The 22,130-nt window shown below is 37.2% G+C and carries 22 protein-coding genes, 2 pseudogenes, 1 riboswitch and 1 other annotated feature; of the genes and pseudogenes, 17 read left to right on the top strand and 7 right to left on the bottom strand.

Going from position 1 to position 22,130, the window contains the following annotated elements; translation table 11 throughout:
- On the top strand, window positions 1-112 hold a 112-nt coding region (locus J7Q84_RS17690; protein WP_209096494.1), incomplete at its 5' end, for an IS3 family transposase.
- Window positions 113-246: 134 nt separating this feature from the next.
- A complete protein-coding gene (locus J7Q84_RS17685) occupies window positions 247-429 on the top strand; it encodes a thioredoxin family protein (RefSeq protein ID WP_247739348.1) in 183 nt (60 codons plus the stop codon).
- Between the two features lie 26 nt (window positions 430-455).
- Here the strand turns inward: J7Q84_RS17685 and J7Q84_RS17680 are convergent, their stop codons facing one another.
- Window positions 456-1,700 (bottom strand): MFS transporter, encoded by a 1,245-nt coding sequence (locus J7Q84_RS17680; RefSeq protein ID WP_209096493.1) that lies wholly within the window; start codon window positions 1,698-1,700, stop codon window positions 456-458.
- A gap of 251 nt (window positions 1,701-1,951) precedes the next feature.
- Window positions 1,952-2,168: a binding site (T-box leader), on the top strand.
- 86 nt (window positions 2,169-2,254) lie between these two features.
- On the opposite strand from J7Q84_RS17680, the gene proS reads away from it, so the two are divergent.
- Window positions 2,255-3,652 (top strand): proline--tRNA ligase, encoded by a 1,398-nt coding sequence (gene proS / locus J7Q84_RS17675; protein ID WP_209096492.1) that lies wholly within the window; start codon window positions 2,255-2,257, stop codon window positions 3,650-3,652.
- A gap of 157 nt (window positions 3,653-3,809) precedes the next feature.
- On the opposite strand, the gene thiT is transcribed toward proS, so the two are convergent.
- The gene (thiT, locus tag J7Q84_RS17670) at window positions 3,810-4,388 is read right to left on the bottom strand and encodes an energy-coupled thiamine transporter ThiT (RefSeq protein WP_209096490.1); all 579 of its coding nucleotides are present in this window, start codon (window positions 4,386-4,388) and stop codon (window positions 3,810-3,812) included.
- Window positions 4,389-4,481: 93 nt separating this feature from the next.
- A riboswitch (TPP riboswitch) is annotated at window positions 4,482-4,583 on the bottom strand.
- A gap of 56 nt (window positions 4,584-4,639) precedes the next feature.
- Window positions 4,640-4,864, bottom strand: a complete 225-nt coding sequence (locus J7Q84_RS17665; protein ID WP_209096482.1) for a DUF1128 domain-containing protein — start codon at window positions 4,862-4,864, stop codon at window positions 4,640-4,642.
- 167 nt (window positions 4,865-5,031) lie between these two features.
- Here J7Q84_RS17665 and J7Q84_RS17660 point away from each other — a divergent pair, with 167 nt between their 5' ends.
- The 3 genes and pseudogenes from J7Q84_RS17660 (at window position 5,032) to J7Q84_RS17650 (ending at window position 7,016) form a co-directional block, all read left to right on the top strand.
- Window positions 5,032-5,502: a low molecular weight protein-tyrosine-phosphatase gene (locus J7Q84_RS17660; RefSeq protein ID WP_209096480.1), complete on the top strand. Its 471-nt coding sequence runs from the start codon at window positions 5,032-5,034 to the stop codon at window positions 5,500-5,502.
- A 32-nt stretch (window positions 5,503-5,534) separates the two neighbouring features.
- Window positions 5,535-6,059 (top strand): annotated as a pseudogene (locus tag J7Q84_RS17655) (hypothetical protein); the annotation flags it as partial.
- Window positions 6,060-6,143: 84 nt separating this feature from the next.
- Entirely contained in the window at window positions 6,144-7,016 is an 873-nt protein-coding gene (locus tag J7Q84_RS17650; protein WP_209096478.1) for a YihY/virulence factor BrkB family protein, read from the top strand.
- Between the two features lie 229 nt (window positions 7,017-7,245).
- Here the strand turns inward: J7Q84_RS17650 and J7Q84_RS17645 are convergent, their stop codons facing one another.
- Entirely contained in the window at window positions 7,246-9,180 is a 1,935-nt protein-coding gene (locus J7Q84_RS17645) for a heavy metal translocating P-type ATPase (protein ID WP_209096476.1), read from the bottom strand.
- A 271-nt stretch (window positions 9,181-9,451) separates the two neighbouring features.
- On the opposite strand from J7Q84_RS17645, the gene J7Q84_RS17640 reads away from it, so the two are divergent.
- From J7Q84_RS17640 to gndA, 6 genes are all read left to right on the top strand, one after another.
- Complete coding sequence (locus J7Q84_RS17640; protein ID WP_209096474.1) at window positions 9,452-10,396, top strand: DMT family transporter; 945 nt, start codon at window positions 9,452-9,454, stop codon at window positions 10,394-10,396.
- 98 nt (window positions 10,397-10,494) lie between these two features.
- Window positions 10,495-11,028, top strand: coding sequence for a signal peptidase I (lepB, locus tag J7Q84_RS17635; RefSeq protein WP_209096472.1), 534 nt, complete (start codon window positions 10,495-10,497; stop codon window positions 11,026-11,028).
- Between the two features lie 12 nt (window positions 11,029-11,040).
- Window positions 11,041-11,388 carry a hypothetical protein gene (locus tag J7Q84_RS17630; protein WP_209096470.1) on the top strand — a complete coding sequence of 116 codons (348 nt, stop codon included), beginning with the start codon at window positions 11,041-11,043 and terminating at the stop codon, window positions 11,386-11,388.
- Between the two features lie 177 nt (window positions 11,389-11,565).
- Window positions 11,566-12,075, top strand: coding sequence for a GNAT family N-acetyltransferase (locus J7Q84_RS17625; protein WP_209096468.1), 510 nt, complete (start codon window positions 11,566-11,568; stop codon window positions 12,073-12,075).
- A gap of 451 nt (window positions 12,076-12,526) precedes the next feature.
- Window positions 12,527-13,516: a Gfo/Idh/MocA family protein gene (locus tag J7Q84_RS17620; RefSeq protein WP_209096466.1), complete on the top strand. Its 990-nt coding sequence runs from the start codon at window positions 12,527-12,529 to the stop codon at window positions 13,514-13,516.
- Between the two features lie 196 nt (window positions 13,517-13,712).
- Window positions 13,713-15,128 (top strand): NADP-dependent phosphogluconate dehydrogenase, encoded by a 1,416-nt coding sequence (gndA, locus tag J7Q84_RS17615; protein ID WP_209096464.1) that lies wholly within the window; start codon window positions 13,713-13,715, stop codon window positions 15,126-15,128.
- Window positions 15,129-15,170: 42 nt separating this feature from the next.
- Here the strand turns inward: gndA and zwf are convergent, their stop codons facing one another.
- Window positions 15,171-16,670 carry a glucose-6-phosphate dehydrogenase gene (gene zwf, locus J7Q84_RS17610; RefSeq protein ID WP_209096462.1) on the bottom strand — a complete coding sequence of 500 codons (1,500 nt, stop codon included), beginning with the start codon at window positions 16,668-16,670 and terminating at the stop codon, window positions 15,171-15,173.
- A gap of 583 nt (window positions 16,671-17,253) precedes the next feature.
- On the opposite strand from zwf, the gene J7Q84_RS17605 reads away from it, so the two are divergent.
- Window positions 17,254-18,024: a TIGR01457 family HAD-type hydrolase gene (locus tag J7Q84_RS17605; protein ID WP_209096460.1), complete on the top strand. Its 771-nt coding sequence runs from the start codon at window positions 17,254-17,256 to the stop codon at window positions 18,022-18,024.
- A gap of 98 nt (window positions 18,025-18,122) precedes the next feature.
- Here J7Q84_RS17605 and J7Q84_RS17600 read toward each other — a convergent pair whose 3' ends face one another.
- Both J7Q84_RS17600 and J7Q84_RS17595 read right to left on the bottom strand, forming a co-directional pair.
- Window positions 18,123-18,269 (bottom strand): BH0509 family protein, encoded by a 147-nt coding sequence (locus tag J7Q84_RS17600; protein WP_209096458.1) that lies wholly within the window; start codon window positions 18,267-18,269, stop codon window positions 18,123-18,125.
- A gap of 167 nt (window positions 18,270-18,436) precedes the next feature.
- Window positions 18,437-18,853, bottom strand: coding sequence for a pyridoxamine 5'-phosphate oxidase family protein (locus J7Q84_RS17595; protein ID WP_209096457.1), 417 nt, complete (start codon window positions 18,851-18,853; stop codon window positions 18,437-18,439).
- 176 nt (window positions 18,854-19,029) lie between these two features.
- Here J7Q84_RS17595 and cax point away from each other — a divergent pair, with 176 nt between their 5' ends.
- The 4 genes and pseudogenes from cax to J7Q84_RS17575 form a co-directional block, all read left to right on the top strand.
- Window positions 19,030-20,085 (top strand): calcium/proton exchanger, encoded by a 1,056-nt coding sequence (cax, locus tag J7Q84_RS17590; RefSeq protein WP_209096455.1) that lies wholly within the window; start codon window positions 19,030-19,032, stop codon window positions 20,083-20,085.
- 170 nt (window positions 20,086-20,255) lie between these two features.
- Window positions 20,256-20,870, top strand: coding sequence for a YczE/YyaS/YitT family protein (locus J7Q84_RS17585; RefSeq protein WP_209096453.1), 615 nt, complete (start codon window positions 20,256-20,258; stop codon window positions 20,868-20,870).
- A 176-nt stretch (window positions 20,871-21,046) separates the two neighbouring features.
- Window positions 21,047-21,877 (top strand): YfkD famly protein, encoded by an 831-nt coding sequence (locus J7Q84_RS17580; RefSeq protein WP_209096451.1) that lies wholly within the window; start codon window positions 21,047-21,049, stop codon window positions 21,875-21,877.
- Between the two features lie 129 nt (window positions 21,878-22,006).
- Window positions 22,007-22,130 (top strand): annotated as a pseudogene (locus J7Q84_RS17575) (IS1595 family transposase); the annotation flags it as partial.

Raw genomic sequence — 22,130 nt, 5'->3', positions numbered from 1 at the left:
AAGGGAATTACAGGACTATGTCCACTGGTTTAATAACATACGAATTCACGGAACCCTTGGATATGAAAGTCCGATTGATTATAAAGATAAACACCTTAAAAAAGTTGTCTAGTTTAGTGTTGACATAACAGTATAAAGAGTGTTATACAAAGTGGCACCATGTGTTTGCTTTTTGTTAAGAGTATAAATTGTGGTGTATGTGATGTAGTTTTAGAAAAAACAATAGGACTGTTACAAGAGTACCCTATGATAAAAAGTATGTTAGTTCCCATGGATACCGTTCCACAAGTTGCAGCGGAATATTTAGTTTTTACAGCGCCTGCTTTATTGTTCTTTGTGGGAGGAAAAGAGGTTTCACGTCATGCACGTTTTATAAAGTTTGAGGATTTGGAGCGTGAATTTCATAATTGGAAAGAGCTTACGGAGTAAGGATCCGTAAGCTCTTTTTAGCAGATTTACACGGGAAAGTCGCCCTTTTGTTTTATTTCTGTCGATTGATTTGGCACTTTTATCAATAATATTCCCCCGATAATAAACAATACTACAATGCTCAACACGCCGTTATTTGTACTATCGGTCAATTGCGAAATGATACCTACTAAAAAAGGTCCTAAAACCGCTGCGAAACGGCCAAATATATTGTAAAATCCGAAAAATTCGTTAGATTGCTCTTTTGGTACAAGCTTGGCAAAATACGAACGACTTAAAGCTTGAATGCCCCCTTGTGAAGTTCCGACAAGCAGTGCCAATATCCAAAAATCAGTTGTTGTATCAATAAAATAGGCATAGATACAAAGAATGGTATAGATAATAATCCCTACATAGAGCATGGATTTTCCTGGGAATCTTTCAGCCAGTCTTCCATATAACCAGGCAAAGGGAAATGCTATAAATTGTGTTGCTAATAAAATAATTAACAGATTAGTAGCACTGATTCCTAAATCGCTTCCATATGTGGCGGCCATTTTAATAATAGTGCTGACTCCGTCAATATAGAAGAAATACGCTATTAAAAATAAAAACAAAGTTTTGTGTTTTTGAATATCGCGAAATGTTATGAACAAACGTTTAAAGCTGTTTGCGATTGGATGAGCCTCTCGCTCTATATAATATACTTGCTTTACATTACGAAGCATTGGAATGGTAAATATCCCCCACCATATTGCTGTAATAAAAAATGAAATTTGACAGGCTGCTATGACGGATAAGCTGACAAGTTCTTGCTGCGCCAGCACAATAATCGCCATACAGAAAATAAATGGGATGGTGCTGCCTATATAACCGATGGCAAAGCCATTTGCTGAAATTTTATCCATCCGTTTTTCTGTTGTTACATCGACTAAAAATGCGTCATAAAAAATGTTGGAGCCAGCAAAGCCAATAGCTGTAACCATGTAAATAATTAATAATACGCTCCACTGGTTTCCGGGCACTACTGAAAGTAAAGCGGTAAATAGGACACCTAATATAAAGAAAAACGAGAAAAATTTCTTTTTATAGCCTTTGTAGTCAGCGATTGTCCCCAAAATAGGTGCTAAAATGGATATAAGCAATGTCGCCAGTGAATTGGCGTATCCCCAGTAGGCTGTTGATGTAGAAGCTTTCATACCAGCCTCTTCTGCCACCATCTTAAAGTATAGAGGCATAATCGCGGTGGTGATGGCTAAGGTGTAGGCGGAATTAGCCCAATCATAAAACATCCAGCTTTTCTCAGCTTTTGTTGTTTTCACAAAAAATTCCCCCTTTATATGTTTATTCTATTGGAAGTAGAGCAAGAGAAAGCAGAATAGAAAGGAATTTAACGAAGGTTTTACAAGCGCTTTTAAAGAAATCTGATATGTTGAAATTTTAGTATGAAATATAGATACTAGGTGATACTAAATTTTAAATTATCTGTTTTTTCTATTGAAACAAAAATATAATTGTATTAAAATAATCTAAAATCTTATATGACATCACTATGAAGAGGAATAGTAAATGCTGTCCCAATTTTTCCAGAGAGAGAGTCCACGGCTGTAAGACTCTTAAAAAGGGCGTATTGAACCAGCCTTGGAGTTCTGCACTGAACATGAAAGTAGGCTGCAGCGGCAATTACCGTTATCCACGTTGAGAGAGTGTATGATTGCATTAATGAGGGTGGCACCGCCGAACAAAGCTCGGTCCCTGTTTTAGGGATTCGGGCTTTTTTTATTTATCTAATTGAGGAGGAAATAATGTGACAAAGGAAAAAAAAGCTGTACAGGAAATTACGGCAATGGAGAAAGACTTTGCTCAATGGTATACCGATATTGTAAAAAAAGCAGAACTAGTTGATTATTCAAGTGTAAAGGGCTGTATGATTATTCGTCCATATGGCTATGCTTTGTGGGAAAATTTTCAGAGAGTGCTTGATGATAGTTTGAAAGTAATGGGACATGAAAATGTATATATGCCAATGTTCATTCCAGAAAGCTTATTACAAAAAGAGAAAGATCATGTGGAAGGCTTTGCTCCTGAAGTTGCTTGGGTTACGCAAGGAGGAAGTGAGCAACTGACAGAACGGTTATGTGTACGGCCAACGTCTGAAACGCTGTTTTGCGAGCATTTTGCAAAAATTGTACAATCATATAATGACCTTCCAAAGCTATATAATCAATGGTGCTCGGTTGTTCGATGGGAGAAAACAACACGCCCATTTTTACGTACTACAGAATTTTTATGGCAGGAAGGTCATACAATTCATGCAACGGCAGAGGAGTCTGAGAAAGAAACTATCGATATTTTGAACATGTACGCATCTTTTTGCGAAGATTACTTAGCGATTCCTGTAATTAAAGGACAAAAAACTGAAAAAGAAAAATTTGCAGGGGCCACAGCGACATATACAATTGAAAGCCTAATGCATGACGGAAAAGCATTGCAAACAGGAACTTCCCATAATTTCGGAACAAACTTTTCTCAAGCATTTGATATAAAATATGCAGATAAAAATGGGGAAATGCAATATGCTCATCAAACTTCTTGGGGAATTACGACTCGCACAATAGGAGCTGTTATTATGGTACATGGCGACAATAATGGACTCGTACTGCCACCAAAGGTTGCACCTACACAAGTTATTATCATTCCTATTGCTCAGCATAAAGATGGGGTGCTGAATAAAGTACAAGAGGTGCAGGCACGTATTGCTAAAATAGCAAGAGTTCGTTTGGACGCTTCAAATAAGACACCCGGTTGGAAGTTTAACGAATATGAAATGAAAGGTGTACCAATTCGTTTAGAAGTAGGCCCAAAAGATATGGAAAATAATCAAGTGGTGTTGGTACGTCGTGATACGAAGGAGAAAGAATTTGTGTCGATGGAGGATCTAGAAGCGCGTATTGCCGCACTTCTAGAGGAAGTTCATCAATCCATGCTAGAAAGAGCCCGTGTATCTCGGGAAGAGAAAACCTATACTGTATTAACCCTTTCAGAATTAAAAGAAATTGCTAATAGAAAACCTGGTTTTATTAAAGCTATGTGGTGCAAAGAAGCATCGTGTGAAGAAATGCTGAAAGAAGAAGCGGGTGTAACATCTCGCTGCATGCCGTTTGAACAAGAATGGCTATCTGATACTTGCGTGTGTTGCGGTAAACCAGCACAAACAATGGTATATTGGGGAAAAGCATATTAATAGAAAAAGCATCGAGAAAAGTGTCTCGATGCTTTTTCTTATTTCTTAAACAAACGTTTGATTAAGAGGTAGATACCCTACGGTTTCAAGGGTTTATTTTAATTTAATCAAACGTTTGTTTAATTATGGCTCGACAATTTTTTTAGGCAGCTAAAGATTATGCTGGTTTGGTTACACGTACTAAACGTGGTGAAGTGGTTAGCATAAACGATAAAATAACCGCGGATAAAATCGCAGCAGGCACCATGTAAGAAGCATTATATACAAGAGAATAGAGTGCAACCGGCTGACCCTTTGGAGCAAACTCCGCAAAGAAAATTATACCTGCGGTGAAATGGGCTAAAAATCGAAGTGCGCTTCCTAATAATACTCCTAATGAGATATAAAGAATGGTTTTCTTATTATTCCCTGCCGCAAATGCTTGTTTAATCTTATTAGAAAATACACCCGCAAAACCGAGTGCTGTAAAGGCGAAGAAATAGTCGATAAAGCCTTGTACTGGATGTACAATGTAGGCTTGTGTGACTACTTGCAGTATGCCAAACATAAGTCCGTTTGCCAAACCGCCTTTCCATCCCCATCGAAACGCCATTAAGAATACCGGAATCATAGCGAACGAAACAGAACCGCCTTGTGCCCAAAGCTTAAAAGAAAAAAATGGGACAGTATCAAGAATAATTGCTAATGCCGAGCACATAGCTGTTTCGATTAAAAATTGAATGCGCTTGTTTCCCATAGATGTCTCCTCCTTATGATGCGTAATCCTGTCCAAGGAGCTTTATAAAACAAAAAAGCAATACAGGAATGCCTAGATGCCCCTTGTATTGCTGACCGTTCTAAGCCACATCCCTACGCTAGCATTAACTAACAGGTTCGAAGGGTCTGAATACAACATTCACTCTCAGCCATATTGGCTCCCCTTGTGGATTACGTATTGAATTATCATCCTTACTATACAGAAAAAGCGAACAAGTTTCAAATGCTTTTTTACTTCTTCGTAAGAGAACCAAGCTCAGCTGCAATTGCTTCCATTTCGCTGATGCTGAATGTATCCTTTCTCATCACAAGCTCGTAAATTTCTTTTAGTTCCTCATACATTTCTTCATTGAAGCTGGAAGCTCGTACTGCTCCAGCATTTACCATACGAAGTTTTTCTTTAATGGCCTCTACCATATATTCAACGTTTTCTAGAGATTTTACAGATAAATCCATATGAAGCCCCCCAATTTTATTTACTATAACTGTATCTTAACATTTTTCATATAACAGGAGTGAAAGAAATATCACAAACCATTTAAAACCTCTCTGGTTTTCTTTATATATAAAAATGGATTGTTTATACTAAACATAAGAATGGATACCATGAAAGGAAGAAAACTATGATATCTGTATTATTTGTTTGCTTAGGGAATATATGCCGATCTCCTATGGCAGAGGCAATTTTTCGCAACCTCGTAAAGCAAGAAGGATTAGAAGGAAAGATCGTAATTGATTCTGCAGGAACGGGAGATTGGCATATCGGATATCCTCCTCATGAAGGTACACAAAAAATTTTAACAGAAAATGAAATACCTTTTGAAGGAATTCAAGCTCGTCAAGTAGAAAAAGAAGACTTAACAAAATTCGATTACATAATTGCGATGGACAACAAAAATTTGATTGATTTTCAAAAAATTGGTAAAGTTCGACAGGAAGCATATATAGGACGGTTGTCTGATTTTGTTCCTGATCAGGACTGGAAGGATGTTCCCGATCCATATTTTACAGGAAACTTTCAGGAAGTATATGAAGTGGTAACATACGGTTGTCGGGAGTTGCTGCAGTTTATTCGCAAGAAGCACAAGATTTAACTTTATATTATTTATGAAAGGGTGAAGGATTTATGGAAAAGAAGAATAACATTGTGAGAAACATTGCTATTGGAGTTGTAGTAGGTGCTGCGGTTACTTTACTAAAAAAAGATAATCGTGAGAAAGTTGTACGCAACGCGAGAAAAGCAAAAACTAAAATGATTGAAATCCGTGAAAACCCTGCAGATTTTAAAAACAAAGTAAAAGAAAATGTACAAACTATAAGTATTAAGGGAAAAGAGCTTACAGATCTTTCTCAAGTGAAAAATAAAGTCAGTGAATTTAAAAAAATAACTCCGGCTGTCATGGAAACATTAAAAGAAACTCGTCAGCGCTTTATTAAGACAAAACAAAATGTACAAGATAATGGAGAAACAGAAGTTGCTGCTGCGTTAGAGGAGACAGCAATTCTCGAGAAAGAGCCAATGGTATCAGAAATTGATGAAATGGAAGAAACAAGAGGGATTGTACTAGCAAACCAAGGTGTACAGGAAGAAACAATTGAAGAAGAAACAGAACAGATTGTAAAGAACGAAAAACAAAGCGAAGAGCTTGTAGGCCAAAAACAGGATGAAATAACAAACGAAGCTTTAATTGGGGACAAAACAAAAACGGACGAGAAAAAATCCCAAGCTAAGTAGGTGAAACAAATGCTTTCTGCAGAAAGAAGAAGTAGCATTCTGACATTTATCAAAGACCTTGTAGTACGAACAAAAGATGACGATTTAGCGGGCTTGGCTGCTCAGCTCGCTTACTTCTTCTTACTGTCTTTATTTCCTGCCTTATTTTTTATAATTACCCTCTTTGGATACCTTCCGATTGAAACGCAAGATGTCCTCGAATTCCTTCGGCAATATGCTCCAGTAGATGCAATGGAGCTCATTGAAACAAATGTAGAGAAAATTGTAGGTGAACAAAACGGCGGTCTCTTATCGTTCGGGTTGTTAGCGACGCTGTGGGCTGCTTCTAATGCCATTAATGCCATTATGAGGGCTTTTAACCGAGCATATGACATAAAGGAAACACGACCGTTTTATATAACAAGAGGCTTAGCAATTGTACTGACAATTGGCATGGTGTTTGTCATTATGTTTGCTTTGTTTATTCCTGTTTTTGGAAAGGTGATTGGAAATGCTGTATTGAAAGTGTTTGGATTGTCGCATAACTTCTTACATGTATGGAGTATTCTTCGATTGTTATTTAGTTTTTTAGTGATTCTAATCATATTTTCTTTCTTATACAAATTAGCCCCCAACCGTAAATTAAAACCTATGGAAGTTATTTCTGGGGCGTTATTTGCAACTGGAGGATGGATAACTGTCTCCTATCTTTTTGCCTATTATGTTGATAATTTCGGGAACTATTCTACTACTTACGGGAGTATTGGGGGAATCATCATTTTAATGCTTTGGTTCTATCTGACCGGTTGGGTCGTTTTACTTGGCGGAGAGATTAATGCATTGCTCAATTGCTATCGTACAAGCGGAAAGGATTCCCATTATAAAAAACCATAGTTCCTCCATACTATAGGTGTAACCATTTTAATGTAGGAGGATCACCATGAGCAAAAACCAGCATGGAAACAACACAAACGATAAAAACCAACGCAAGCAGCGTAGCAGCTCTCAGCCTAAGCATAAAACAAGCAGCAGTGCGAATGGACATAACGACTATCATTAAGCAAAAAGCGCATCGGCTATATACCGATGCGCTTTTTAACAATAAAGCTGATTTTCACCATGTTTATCCATTCGATTTCAATAAGCGTAATCCGTTCAAAATAACTAAGATAGTACTTCCTTCATGTCCAATAACGCCGAATGGCAAATCAAGAAACTGTAAAAAATTTGAGCAAATCAACAGCATGATAACAGCTAATGAGAAAACCACGTTTTGCTTTACAATGGTATTCATGCGTTTGGAAAGCAAAATAGCTTGCGATAGACGAGATAGTTCATTTTTCATCAATACAATATCTGCTGTTTCTAGAGCCACATCCGTACCTTCTCCCATGGCAATACCAACACTGGCAGTTGCTAAAGCTGGGGCATCGTTAATGCCGTCACCTACCATAGCCACATTTTTGTATTTTTGTTTTAAGGTTTTTACGGTTTCTACTTTAGTTTCTGGTAAGCAGGAGGCGTAGTATTCGGAAATTCCGCTTTCCGAAGCGATTGCCTGTGCGGTTTGCTCGTTGTCACCGGTAATCATAATGGTTTTAATACCTAATTTATTCAATTCCTGTATAGAAGCTACGGCTTCTTGACGCAGCACGTCTTTTAAAGCAATCAATCCTAAAATACCATACTCGTCTTGGATGTAGACTATTGTTTTTCCTTGCTGCGCCAATTTGCTTGAAATGGAATTATGGAATGTATGAGCTTCTTCTCCTACAAAATCGCTTTTTCCTATTTTATATTCTTTACCATTCAATACACCTTGCAGACCGAATCCGGTAACATCTTCCACATTCTCAGGTGTACTTAGTGCTGTATTGTATTGTTCCTTTGCGTATTTCACAATAGATTCAGCAAGAGGATGAGTTGAATGGTTTTCGATAGAAGCAGTTATATGCAGAATCTCTTCTGTACTTACTCCTTCACGCGTATATACATCTGTCACAGCGGGTTTTCCTTTAGTTAATGTCCCTGTTTTATCGAACGCAATTGCTTGTAAAGAAGCCAATCGTTCTAAATGGACGCTGCCTTTAAATAAAATTCCATGACGTGCACCATTTGAAATTGCTGATAGAGCAGCTGGTGTGATGGACGCCACAAGAGCACAAGGAGAAGCAACAACCAGTAGAATCATGGCGCGATATAAGGTTTCATTCCAACTCCATCCTAGTGCATAATGGGGAACAATCATCATTAATGCCACTACTGATAACACTATCTTTACATAGGTTCCTTCGAATTTTTCGATAAACAGTTGAGAAGGTGACTTTTGACTTTGCGCTGTTTGTACAAGACGGATGATTTTCTGGAATAATGTTTGATCACTTGGTTTTGTAATCTCAACAATAATAGAGCCACGCATATTTACTGTCCCTGCGAAAACCTCATCCTTTAGGTGTTTTACATTTGGAACAGGCTCTCCTGTGATGGCAGATTCATCAATAGCAGTTTCTCCTTTGATGATTATTCCATCAGCTGGAATGCGTTCACCTGGCTTAACAAGTATATGGTCTTTAATTTGCAGTTGTTGTATCGATACCCTCTTTTCTATATTATTGTTAATTAGCAAAGCTTCTTCGGGCTGTAAATCCAATAAAGCTGAAATTTCTTTTTGACTTTTGCTCATGGTATAGGCTTCTAAAGCACCACTTAACGCAAAAATGAAAATCAGTATGGCACCTTCTGTCCAGTATCCGATCATAGCGGATCCGATAGCAGCAAAGATCATCAGCATTTCCACGTTGAGTTCCTTCTCAGCAATTGTTTCCTCAATGCCTTCTTTCGCTTTGGCATAACCGCCAATTAAAAAAGCAAGTAAATAAAAGGCTGTAGAAGCAGTGGATTGCTCTGTTTTATCTAATGACCAACCGATAAAAATAAAGACACCGCATGCTATTGCAAATACGAGTTCATAATGACTGCGAAACACTTGCAGCAATGATGGCTTTTCTGAACCTCCAAGTTCTTGGCTGTTCATTATTCGTTTAGCTTCTGTACTCATGAAATCCTCCTCCATTCTCATTGAGAAAAAGAATCAAAATCGTTATCCCTATAAAATGACGAAAGCTGCTATCACAGAGATAGCAGCGTGGGTATATAAAGTGTAAACAGATTATATTTGCAGGTTAGTATTATAATGTTCTTCATTATACCATATGTTGACATGGGAGGAAAGAAAATTGATTGTGCATAAAAGTTTTTTAGTTGCCTTTCTTATGTGCTGCTGATATAAATAGATATGTTGTGTAGAAATACTGAAGGGAAGTCTTTATGTGAAAGCAAACAAATTTTTTACGCACCCTTTAGGTATTGCTGTTTCAGCAATATTTACAACTTTCTTATGGGGGAGTGCGTTTCCGTTTATTAAACTGAGTTATAAAGAGCTTGGTATCGGTCAAAAAGACATTGCAGAACAAATTTTATTTGCCGGTTATCGATTTTTTCTATCTGCTCTTATTATTTTATTAGTGTTTAGTGTTATGGGTAAACAAATGAAGCTGCAGAAAGCCACAGCTGGTGCAGTGATGAAAATCGGTTTGTTTCAAACATTCCTGCAATATTTAATGTTTTATATCGGTCTTAGCTTTAGTACAGGTATTCAGGGATCTATTATTGCGGGTACTGCATCGTTCTTTCAACTAATTTTGGCCCATTTTTACTATAAAGGGGATTCGTTAAATACCCGCAAGTTTGTTGGGTTGTTTATTGGATTTTTAGGAGTTATTCTTGTTAACATTTCAAGAGGAGAATTGAAGCTGGAGTTTGGAATTGGAGAGTTTCTTCTTTTACTCGCGACAATCTCGTATTCGTACGGCAATATTCTTGCGAAGGAAGGAAGCAAAAAAATGGATGTTGGTTATTTAACCAGCTACCAAATGTTATTTGGTTCATTCGGGCTCTTGGCCATCGGCATTGTACAAGTGGGGCTGCTGCCATTTACCTTTGATTTGAAGGCAGTGCTTATGTTGTTATATTTATCATTTGTTTCTGCTGCAGGATTTATGATTTGGAATACGGTTATGAAGTACAATCAGGTAGGGAAAGTATCAATGTACTTGTTTTTAATTCCTGTATTTGGTGTAATGTTATCCGGGTTAATGCTGAACGAAGCTATTCATGCATTTGTCCTGTTAGGATTAGTATGTGTGGCTACAGGAATTATTGTCGTTAATCGTACACCGAATGTAAAAGAGAAAACAATCGAAAAAGCGTCTTAATATAGGCTCTATCTTTTATAAAAGATAGAGCTTTTTTTACATAAGGGAAAACTTTGGTTTGATATAATTATAATAGGTCATATGGAAAAGGAGAAAAAATGGAGAAAAAATCTACCCTGCGCGAGCTGATAGAATCAATTGGATTTGCCTTTTTAATTGTTATGCTTTTGAAAGCGTTTGTCTTTTTTCCAACAAAGGTCGAAGGGGCTTCAATGGAACCGACCTTGCACACAGGAGATAAGTTGATTGTTAGTAAGCTCGTTACTTATACACATGATTTACACCATGGAGACATTGTTGTGATTAAAACGGATGATTATTATGTAAAACGAATTATTGGATTGCCAGGGGATCTCATAGAAATTAAGAATGACCAATTATATATTAACGGCCAACCACAAAATGAACCGTATTTGAAGGAAAATAAAGAACAAGCGGACAAATTAATGATGCAACTGACCGGTAATTTTGGTCCAATTTCCTTATCAAATGATGATGTGTTTGTAATGGGGGATAATCGCCTAGTGAGCCGTGACAGCCGTAATGGGTTGGGAACCATTCGTAAAAGTGAGATTTTAGGAAAAGTAAAAGGTGTTTATTACCCTGTAAAAGGTATTCGTATACCAAAGTAGGAAGGGCCGAGCATGGAAGAAATAATTGGTAATGTGTTTAGAGCTTTTTGGTGGGTGGTAAGGTTTTTACTACAAGGTATTGTCGAGGCGTTGATATGTGATTTATTGGATTGGCCTATCAATAGAAATCCAAGTAATAAGAAGCTAGCACATCGGTTGAAGTCTTTGGAGCAGGAAGACTGGTTTAGGGATTTGTATGCACATAAACAGTATCGGGATGTTATTTATACTAATATAGACATTCGATCATACCTTGGTAAAAAACGAAATATTGAAAGGTTAAAACAAGATGGTAGAGAGCGTTCAAATCTTATCAGAAGAATAAAGGAAGAAGCTGTTTATTTTACTTCCTCTTACTAAGTAGACTGTTTACAAATTTTTCAATCTTTAAAGTGTATGAAATGGGAAGTAAATAAGTGTCGTTTGTTTTTATATGAAGGTACTTAGTGCATTTCAACATGCACTGTAAAAGCAAGAAGAAGGTATGGAGAATAAGAAAATAGATAGTAATCGTGCTATAAAGGAGAGAAAAAGATTATGGACATCCGATTGTTGACAAGAGCAGATGTAGAATCCTACCGTGACATTCGATTAGAAGCACTCAAAACTAATCCTGAGGCATTTGGCTCCAGTTACGAAGAAGCAGTGACTCGGACAGTCAAGCAATTGGCCGAAACGTTTCCGGTAACAAATAATAATTTTATCGTAGGGGCGTTTTCGAAAGAAGAAAAATTAATTGGCACGGCGGGATTTCGTCAAGAGCAGGCAATGAAAATGAAGCATAAGGGAATGGTTTGGGGAATGTATGTCACTCCAGATTATCGTGGACAAGGTATAAGTAGACTTTTGCTTCAACAGCTTATTGCAGAGGCGAAGAAGCTCCAGGATCTTGAGCAAATTAACTTAGTTGTTGTAACCATTAACGATGCTGCGAAGGTATTGTATGAGCGTTTAGGGTTCGAACACTTTGGTACGGAGAAGCGGGCATTGCGGGTTAATGATAAATATTATGATGAAGATTATATGGTGCTTTCGTTGCAGCGATAATGCGTTTATAGTGTTTTATTTAATGAATGCGGGAGAGGCTTGACTGTAAAAGCACGATTAATTGTAACTACTGTTAATGAAGAGCGCCTGTATGAGGTTGCTCTTTTTCGTTATATTAATATTTTTGATCTGATTAGTTAGTATGTGTTCGGATTGAAAAGGTAAAGGTATTGCTGCAAAATGAACGGTTAAAAATTTACGAAGTTACCACTATGATTGGTTGTCCAGATGATATTTCGTAAAGTATTTAAAAATAACTGAAAAAATGCTAAATGAAGATCGTACTCAGGTCACCACATAAATGCGAGAGGTCCAACTTTTCATTTTTTACGTATATTGGGGGAGTATTTGTTTTTTTGAATAATAAAAATGGAAGCTTAGTTGCTTAAAGTATGCCATACTAGAGAAAGTTTGGTATGATAAATACCACATGAGTTTATGAGGTGATAATTTGATAAATTTCGGTGTTATTGGAACAAATTGGATAACAGAAAGATTTATTGATGCAGCTATTAAAGTCGAGGATTTTTCTTTAACGGCTGTATATTCCAGAACTGAAGAGAAGGCAAAAGAATTTGCTTCGAAGTTTAATGTAGAAAACATATTTACGAATCTTGAAGAAATGGCCAGAAGTGAAGAAATTGAAGCAGTATATATTGCGAGTCCAAACTCTTTGCATGCACAGCAGGCAATTCTTATGATGGAGCATGGGAAGCATGTGATATGTGAAAAGCCTCTTGCTTCTAATACGGCAGAGGCAGAAGAAATGATTCGTGTTGCACGCAAGAACAACGTATTGTTTATGGAAGCAATGAAATCCACATTACAGCCGAATTTTCTATGTATAAAAGAACATCTACATAAGATTGGAAAGGTTCGCCGCTATTTTGCGAGCTATTGTCAATATTCCTCAAGATATGACTCCTATAAGCAAGGCAATGTACTGAATGCTTTTAATCCAGTTTTTTCAAATGGTGCATTAATGGATATAGGAATTTACTGTATTTATCCACTAGTTGTCCTGTTTGGGGAACCAAAACAGGTGCAAGGGATGGGGTATATGTTAGAGTCCGGCGTAGATGGACAGGGCAGTATTCAATTGCAGTATGAAGAAATGGATGCGTCTATTATGTATTCAAAAATTACAGATTCATATGTACCTTGTGAAATTCAAGGAGAGAATGGCAGCATTATTATTGATAAAATTCATACCCCTGAAAGGGTGGAAATTCGTTATAGAGACGGCTCTGTGGAAGATATTTCTCAGCCTCAAGAAAGTAATACAATGTATTACGAAGCAAAAGAGTTCGTAGAGTTGATCAAAAACGGAAAGGTTGAATCAGCTATAAATTCCTATAATTATTCACTGATAACGGCAAAAATTATGGAAGAAGCAAGAAAACAAATAGGCGTTGTCTATCCTGCAGACCAACAAAAGTGAGAATTGCTTGAAGCTTATGAATGAAAGGCTTTGAATTGAAATAATATAAGGATAGTGTTTTGAACTGAGTGTAATCAGGAACAAAATTGAAAAATGGTAATTCGATACGTTATTGTTTATCATATCTTTCGATAATTGGTATAATTTAATGTGTTATTTTTACGTAAGACTAGAAAGAGTTAAGGAGCGAATGACTATGGCACAACAACAAATCGGAGTTATCGGTTTAGCGGTTATGGGGAAAAACCTTGCGTTAAATATAGAAAGCAGAGGTTACTCAGTAGCTGTTTATAACCGTTCAGCTGATAAAACGGAAGAATTTTTAAAGAATGAAGCAGAGGGAAAAAATTTCGTTGGTACATATAGTGTTGAAGAGTTTGTAAACTCATTGGAGAAGCCGCGTAAAATTTTATTAATGGTAAAAGCTGGTGCACCGACAGATGCGACTATTGATTCACTGAAGCCGTATCTTGAAAAGGGTGACATCCTAATCGATGGAGGAAACACGTTCTTCTTAGATACAATCAGACGTAATAAAGAATTAGAAGCGGCAGGTATTCACTTTATCGGTACTGGGGTTTCAGGCGGTGAAGAAGGAGCTTTAAAGGGACCTTCTATTATGCCTGGCGGTCAAAAGGAAGCTTATGAACTTGTAGAACCAATTTTAAAATCAATTTCTGCAAAAGTGGAGGAAGATTCTTGCTGCACATATATTGGGCCTAATGGTGCCGGTCATTATGTAAAAATGGTGCATAATGGTATTGAATATGGCGATATGCAGTTAATTTCTGAAGCATATTTTATTATGAAGCATGTGATTGGTTTAAATGCAGAGGAGCTTCATGAAGTGTTTGCAGAATGGAATAAAGGCGAACTAGATAGCTATTTGATTGAAATCACAGCAGACATCTTTACGAAGGTAGATGAAGAAACAGGTAAACCGCTTGTTGATTTAATTCTAGATACAGCAGGTCAAAAAGGCACAGGTAAATGGACAAGCCAAAGTGCTTTAGATTTAGGAGTACCGCTTCCAATTATTACGGAATCTGTGTTTGCTCGCTTTATTTCTGCTATGAAAGAAGAGCGTGTAAAAGCAAGTAAAATGTTGCAAGGACCTACAGTGCCAGATTTTGCAGGTAATAAAGAAGAACTGATTGAAGCAGTTCGTAAAGCTCTATACATGAGCAAAATTTGCTCATACGCACAAGGATTTGCTCAAATGCGAGCAGCATCTGAAGAGTATGACTGGAATCTAAGCTATGGAGATATTGCAATGATTTTCCGTGGAGGCTGTATCATTCGTGCGCAGTTCCTGCAAAAAATTAAAGAAGCGTATGATGGTGATCAAAACTTAGCGAACTTGTTATTAGATCCGTACTTTAAAGAAATTGTTGAAAGCTACCAATCAGCATTGCGTCAAGTTCTTGCAGTAGCGATTGAACGCGGTATTCCGGTTCCATGTTTTTCTAGTGCGTTAGCTTATTACGACAGCTATCGTACGGAAACGTTACCAGCCAATCTTTTGCAGGCACAACGCGATTACTTTGGTGCACACACATATCAGCGTGTAGATAAAGAAGGTATTTTCCATACAGAGTGGTTTCAAAAGTAATATAGATTAAAAAGCCCCATCCTGATAAGGATGGGGTTTTGCTTATGTAAGCAAATAGCTTGTTGTTCCTACTGGCCACCAGTGGAATCCATCTTTTTCTAATAAAGCATCAGACTCCTTAGGACCCATAGACCCAGACTCGTAGTTCGGGAAGTTTTTTGCTTTATTCTTTTCCCATGCTTGTGAAATGGTATCTACAAACTTCCAGGAAAGAGCAACTTCGTCCCAATGCGTGAAGTTAGTTGCGTCCCCAAGCATGCAATCATACAGAAGGCGTTCATATGCTTCAGGTGTATTTATTTTATCACCGCAGTTATTACAGTAATTTAATTGAATTGGTGTAGAAGAAGCATGACCGCCGCCTTTTTGAGCGTTTAAGTGCAAGGTGATTCCTTCATCCGGCTGGATATGAATCACAAGCAGATTCGGACGGATATCTTTGCCGCGGTTAAAATATAGGTTCATCGGTAAATCTTTAAATTGAATGATAATCTCAGTAGACTTTTCTGTCATACGTTTCCCTGTACGAATATAAAATGGTACGCCAGCCCACCTGAAGTTATCGATTAGCAGCTTTCCTGAAACAAATGTTTCTGTGTTGGATTCAGGGTTCACTGAGTTCTCTTCACGATAGCCAACGACGTTATCCTCATCCACAATTCCTGCTCCATATTGTCCACGAATAAAATAATCATCGACTTGTTCCTCGGGAACCGATCGCAGAGCGCGCAGCACTTTTACTTTTTCACTGCGAATTTCGTCTGTAGTCAGTTTGATTGGAGGCTCCATTGCGAGAAGAGCAACCATTTGAAGCATATGATTTTGTACCATATCACGAAGCGCACCTGAGGATTCGTAATATCGTCCGCGATCCTCTACGCCTAATGTTTCGCTTGAAGTGATTTGGATGTTAGCGATATGATGGTTATTCCAAAGCGGCTCAAACAGAGCGTTAGCAAAACGAATCACTTCAATATTTTGCACCATTTCTTTTCCTAAATAGTGGTCAATTCGATAAATTTGATCTTCTGTAAATGCTTGGCGAATTTGTTCATTCAACTCTTTCGCGGATTCATAATTTTGACCAAATGGTTTCTCAATAACTAGACGACTCCATCCTTCTGTAGATGTCAGCCCTTGTTTCTTTAGATTATCCGCAATGGTGCCAAAGAAATCAGGTGCCATCGCTAAGTAAAAGATTCGATTACCTTCTGTGTTATATTGCTCATCAAGAGAACTCAACAAGCTTTTCAACTCTTGATAAGATACTACGTTTGTTACATCAAAAGGGTGATAATAGAAATGAGAGGCAAATGTATCGTGGCTTACATTTTTCTCTAAAAAATGCCCGATAGATTGCTTCACATTTTCACGAAAATCTTCATTGGATAAAGATCTTCTTGCAACACCAACAACAGCAAAATCCTCCGAAAGCTTGCCGCTTCGATACAGTCTGAAGATAGAAGGAAACAGCTTTCGTTTAGCTAAGTCGCCTGTGGCACCAAAAATAACGATAATAGATTTAGGTGTATTAGTTTTCATGAATGCAAGGTCCTCACTTTATTCTGAATAGTTCACACTTAGTATATAGCTTATTTAGTAATACATGTAAAAAAACAATATGAAATACTTAGTCTTTCTTATGGTGTCCTAAAAATTAGTGTAACTAAGTGAATGAAACTGTAAAGATTTTTTAGAATGCTATGTAATTTAACTGCTACAGACATTTTACATGAATCTTCTTGTTCTGTTCAATTGAAGTTACTTGAAGACACATAATAATTTATTTTTTAGAACGTAATATCTACGTAAATGTACAAAATAATAAGGAATTAAAACAAAATGATGACGAGAGTGTATTGTAAAAATATATAGGTATCGTAGACGGTAAACACTTTTCAATCCTTTTATTTGTACTGTAGAGTGTAAATGGGAGGGCTTGAAGAATAAGTAAAATGGTGAGCAGTATTTATAAAAAGCGGAAGATTACTGAGATTAATGATTGGAAAGAGACGCTTACATTTTCTATAGGAGAAACATTATGTGTGTAAGCTAAACTCGTACAACCTGTACCTTCACGTAAAACCACTAAGACTGTATGCTTTGTTAAGAGGAGGGCTATACATTGAAATCATATCGAGGTTTTTTAATTGATTTAGATGGTACTATGTATCGCGGTACGGAAAAAATTGAAGAAGCTATTATATTTGTAAAGGAATTAGAACGAAAAGGGCTGCCGTATTTGTTTGTCACGAATAATTCTACTAAGCGTCCTGAGCAGGTAGCAGAGCATTTAATGGGAATGGGAGTTCCTGCAACCAAGGACCATGTCTTTACTACAAGTATGGCAACAGCTCATTTTATTGCAAAGAGACGAGCAGATGCACGCGTCTATGCCATTGGAGAAGAAGGTCTTCATTACGCCCTTCAAGAAAAGGGGTTGAATATTGTAGAAACAGACGCCGATTATGTGGTGATTGGCTTAGATCGTTCTATTACATACGAAAAATTAGCTGGGGCGGCAACGAATGTTCGAAGCGGTGCCACATTTATTGCAACAAATGGCGATGTAGCTTTGCCGACAGAACGAGGATTACTGCCGGGAAACGGATCTCTTGTTTCGGTTGTGACTGTATGCACAGGGATACAGCCGATATTTATAGGAAAGCCTGAATCCATTATTATGGAACAGGCTTTAGTGGTATTGGGAACATCAAAAGAAGAGACCATCATGATTGGAGATAATTACGATACCGATATTTTGGCAGGTATACGTGCTGGCATTGATTCTTTATTGGTTCATACAGGTGTCACAACGAAAGAACATTTGCAAACTGTTGAAAGTCAACCGACATATTCCTTGTCTACCCTGTCTGAGTGGATATTTGCAGAGTAAAAAAGCGAAGGATGTGCTCCTTCGCTTTTTTACAAAGATAATAGAGGGTAGAAAAGATGTACTATCCGGTTTCAGATGATTCCATCATACTGTTTTGCTTATTCAGCAATTTCTTCATATAAGTAGTAGGTCACGTTATAAATATGTTCTACTTCTTCATCCGTCATATATACTAAATTCTCTCGTTCAAGTCCTTTTTTCTTTTCAATAAATTCAATCATATTTTTACGTTCTTCCCTTTTCATAATTATCCGCTCCCTTTGTTTTTCTGTTTTAATACAGATTTTTTTAGTTAGTACTATTATATAACAGAAAACGAAGAAAGTGCTACTATTTTTTCATAAAAAAGTCTATTTTTCAAAAAAAATTATTAAAAACGATACAGTCTCTCGATTTTCGAGAGACTGTACTATTACAGGGTGAGAACTTCAGGCTTAACAGCACCTGCTTTATCGATATAGTAAACAGCTGTAGGTGTAATCTTAAGCAAGACATAATTAGGATCTTCAGGCCCATTTAGCCAACGCTTTAATGTGTTGGTCCAAAATTTATTTTTCAAATCCGGATCTTGTGTCATTTCTGCAGTTCCTTGAATTTCTAAAAATTCTTGGTCCCAATTAATACCGTCCTGCCCAAGCAGTACATGAACATCGGGGTTTTGTTTAATATCTTGGATTTTTTTAGATTGAATGTCTGTAGCAGCATACATTGTCATATCTTCATGAAAAAACATCATAAAGTGGCTATGTGGTTTTCCGTTGCGGATAGTAGATAATACTCCTGTTCGTTGTGCATTCATTAATTTCAAGATTTTTTCTTTTAATTCCATGATAGAGACTCCCTTCGTGGTTCCCGCTGGCGGGGATTTGATATTGCCTACTCCTTACTTTTTCATAGAAGATGTATTTTTAAACAAAAAATAAAATGAATTTAATAAAATATGGAAATAAATAATGATAAAATAAAGAATGACAAAATTGTAAAATGTAGGAAGGGTTGGACGGAATGATTAATAGATTATTTTTTATGTTAGTGCTTGTAGGTGTCCCTTTGTCAGTAGCAGGAAGCTTGCTTCATTGGTCGCAAACATTAATGTTCGGCGTGTACTGTCTAACTATTGTGTCACTTGCAAGCTATATGGGACGTGCGACGGAAAGCTTGGCAATTGTCTCAGGTCCTCGTATAGGTGGACTGTTGAATGCTACATTCGGCAACGCAGTAGAGCTTATTATCTCCATTTTTGCGTTAAAAGAAGGATTAACAGAAGTAGTGCTGGCATCATTAACAGGTTCTGTACTGGGAAACCTGCTGCTTGTAGCCGGTTTGTCATTTTTTATTGGAGGTTTGAAATTTAAAAGACAAGAATTTAACGTATATGATGCTCGCCATAATTCTGGATTATTAATCTTTGCAGTTATCGTAGCGTTTGTAATTCCAGAAGTCTTTTCAATGGAAATGCAAATTGATGAGACATTTCATTTAAGTGTTGGGATTTCAGTTATTCTGATTGCACTATATTTAGCGGCTTTATTTTTTAAGCTTGTAACGCATCGCGGAGTATATCAGCATAAAACGGATGAAGTAGAAGAGCATGAAGAACCGGAATGGGGAAAAGGGAAAGCTCTTGGTATTTTAGCTGCGGCTACAGTCGCTGTTGCATATGTATCAGAAAGCTTAGTACATACATTTGAAACTGTGGCTCATTCATTTGGCTGGACGGAATTATTCATTGGGGTTATTATTGTAGCGATCGTAGGGAATGCCGCAGAGCATGCCTCAGCCATCATTATGGCTTATAAAAACAAAATGAATATTGCGGTTGAAATTGCAGTGGGTTCCACATTGCAAATTGCTATGTTTGTAGCACCAGTACTTGTACTGATTTCTTTATTATTTGCAGACAGGCTGCCCCTTGTATTTACCATGCCAGAGCTTATTTCGATGGTTACAGCTGTATTTTTAACTATTACCCTTACAAGTGATGGGGATACGAACTGGTTTGAAGGTCTTACATTATTGGCCGCATACTTAATCATGGGTATTGGGTTTTATCTGTTGTGATTAAGAGTGAAAATATTTACCTAATAGGGAGAAAAAGAAGCACAGCATCTATATTACTTTAGGTGATGTGCTTCTTTTTTTCGGGTTGAACAAGAATTTTTTAATTTTGTCCTAAGAATCAAACATACGTAATACCTTGTACTGTACATACTTTACAGAGGGAGCGAACCATGAAAATTACAAGATTTCTTTTTTTTATCGTAGGTATCGCAGTACTAACCTTAGGGGCAAGCCTGACATTAAAAGCAAGTCTGGGAGCGGGGCCATGGGATGCGCTTGCAGCGGGACAGTCAAAAGCAACGGGCCTTACTATAGGAACATGTGTCATCATAAATGGATTGGTTTTATTATTTATCAATTCGTGGTTAATGAAGACAGGGCCTGAATACTTTGCTGTTGTTACCTTTTTTCTCATCGGAATCCTGCTTGATTTCTGGCTGATGCATATATGGACTAATCAGTATACATATCATCTTATCCAACGAATCGCTATGCTCATATTCGGTATTATGCTTCTTGCATGCGGAATTACGATGTATATTCATTCTAGGTTCCCTGTAAATCCAATAGATAATTTAATGGTTGCTATTCATAAGAGGTTCGGCATGAGTTTAATGACCGCCAAAACAATGGCGGAAATATTTGCTCTTGTATTTGCTATCCTTTTAAAAGGGCCTGTCGGTATTGGTACTTTAATTGTAGCCTGTACAATTGGACCGATTATTCAATTACTTTATCGACCAATGGAACGACTTATACACAAAGTAGGATCTATACTGGGGTAAAGAGTGCTTTAGATCCAATTAATCCTAAGTGCCCCATTCATCAGAGTTAATGAAACTGAAACTTATTTAGGATTTCTTGTTTATTGAGAGGTGCTTTTTTGTGAACAGTTGGATAATAGAAGGCAAAAGGGAAAACAATAATGATGACTTATTTTGACTAGAAAGGAATTACATCTATGAAGAGTATAAAAACTGTCGTTATGTTTTTTCTTTTAAGTGTATCTCTTGCCATTCCTTCCATAACGTTTGCAAAAACGGAAGGGAAGCCTGAGTCTGCGAAACAAGCACCTGTTGGTAAAATTACTATTCCTTCTTCGGTAGTAATAATTTCAAAAGAAAATACGTATCCCAACCCGACTCAAGATTTACCGAGGTTACAGCCAAGCGAGCTTGCGAAAACATTGCTGGAAACATCAAAAATCAAAATTGAAAACCCTGATTTAATCCGTATGTTTAATGAAACATCAATATCAAATGCACCACTAGCCGTAGGCTATCGCGCAAAAATTTATTTAGGTCATTGGCCGCTTAATTATGAATCAACGGAGACCACGATTAATTGGGAGTACAAGCAAATTAACCGCAATTTTCATGATAATAGAGGTGCTAAAACATACTTTCAATTACGGTATAATCAAGAAGCACAAAAAATCGTACAAGGCGGATTGACAGCCAATATTAAGAATGCAGAAGATGTTAAAAAGATGATGATGCTAACAGCCATGGAAAAAACCAACCTTCCTCTTGCATTTCAAACCATTGTAGGATATGGAACAAAGCATGCGCGTGTATACAATATTGCTCCAAAACATCTTGGATATTTACATGCATATGCACCTGCAGTAAATGAAAAGGGAAAAGTGACATTTGGAGAAGTGTATCTAGTATTAAAAGGAAACCAACGCAGCCTTATGATTAAAAATGTGACATCTCATGGAATTGGTGCGTGGATTCCTGTACAAGATCACCTTTCCTTTGGTTTTGTTACTTCTCCACATCCTCTATAAAAAACGTCAGCCTATTTGGCTGACGCTTTTTATTATAAGGCTCTGTTAAAAAATATTGTTGATTTTCGAAAACACGCAAAATTTTTGGTTATACTTACTTTATAAAAACCAATTGGAGTGTGGGACCGCGTGAAAACAGCTTTTCGTAATTTACTAAATCATATTAAGAAAATTGACCCACGCCAACAGGAACAATTGTTTTGGACATTGAAAAACACTTTATTTCCAATTGTTCAAACAGGTACTCTTGTAG

The organism is Bacillus sp. 165 (assembly GCF_017742235.1).
GTDB lineage: Bacteria > Bacillota > Bacilli > Bacillales > Bacillaceae_G > JAGHKQ01.
Note: the sequence above shows the minus strand (reverse complement) of the source record. Positions and strands in the feature narration are given on the sequence as shown.

Excerpts from the sequence above, each read along its gene's own strand:
- J7Q84_RS17685 (WP_247739348.1), top strand. The coding sequence starts at position 247 with ATGATAAAAAGTATGTTAGTTCCCATGGATACCGTTCCACAAGTTGCA.
- J7Q84_RS17680 (WP_209096493.1), bottom strand. The coding sequence starts at position 1,700 with ATGTTTTATGATTGGGCTAATTCCGCCTACACCTTAGCCATCACCACC.
- proS (WP_209096492.1), top strand. The coding sequence starts at position 2,255 with ATGGAGAAAGACTTTGCTCAATGGTATACCGATATTGTAAAAAAAGCA.
- thiT (WP_209096490.1), bottom strand. The coding sequence starts at position 4,388 with ATGGGAAACAAGCGCATTCAATTTTTAATCGAAACAGCTATGTGCTCG.
- J7Q84_RS17665 (WP_209096482.1), bottom strand. The coding sequence starts at position 4,864 with ATGGATTTATCTGTAAAATCTCTAGAAAACGTTGAATATATGGTAGAG.
- J7Q84_RS17660 (WP_209096480.1), top strand. The coding sequence starts at position 5,032 with ATGATATCTGTATTATTTGTTTGCTTAGGGAATATATGCCGATCTCCT.
- J7Q84_RS17645 (WP_209096476.1), bottom strand. The coding sequence starts at position 9,180 with ATGAGTACAGAAGCTAAACGAATAATGAACAGCCAAGAACTTGGAGGT.
- lepB (WP_209096472.1), top strand. The coding sequence starts at position 10,495 with ATGGAGAAAAAATCTACCCTGCGCGAGCTGATAGAATCAATTGGATTT.
- J7Q84_RS17630 (WP_209096470.1), top strand. The coding sequence starts at position 11,041 with ATGGAAGAAATAATTGGTAATGTGTTTAGAGCTTTTTGGTGGGTGGTA.
- J7Q84_RS17625 (WP_209096468.1), top strand. The coding sequence starts at position 11,566 with ATGGACATCCGATTGTTGACAAGAGCAGATGTAGAATCCTACCGTGAC.
- gndA (WP_209096464.1), top strand. The coding sequence starts at position 13,713 with ATGGCACAACAACAAATCGGAGTTATCGGTTTAGCGGTTATGGGGAAA.
- zwf (WP_209096462.1), bottom strand. The coding sequence starts at position 16,670 with ATGAAAACTAATACACCTAAATCTATTATCGTTATTTTTGGTGCCACA.
- J7Q84_RS17600 (WP_209096458.1), bottom strand. The coding sequence starts at position 18,269 with ATGAAAAGGGAAGAACGTAAAAATATGATTGAATTTATTGAAAAGAAA.
- J7Q84_RS17595 (WP_209096457.1), bottom strand. The coding sequence starts at position 18,853 with ATGGAATTAAAAGAAAAAATCTTGAAATTAATGAATGCACAACGAACA.
- cax (WP_209096455.1), top strand. The coding sequence starts at position 19,030 with ATGATTAATAGATTATTTTTTATGTTAGTGCTTGTAGGTGTCCCTTTG.
- J7Q84_RS17585 (WP_209096453.1), top strand. The coding sequence starts at position 20,256 with ATGAAAATTACAAGATTTCTTTTTTTTATCGTAGGTATCGCAGTACTA.
- J7Q84_RS17580 (WP_209096451.1), top strand. The coding sequence starts at position 21,047 with ATGAAGAGTATAAAAACTGTCGTTATGTTTTTTCTTTTAAGTGTATCT.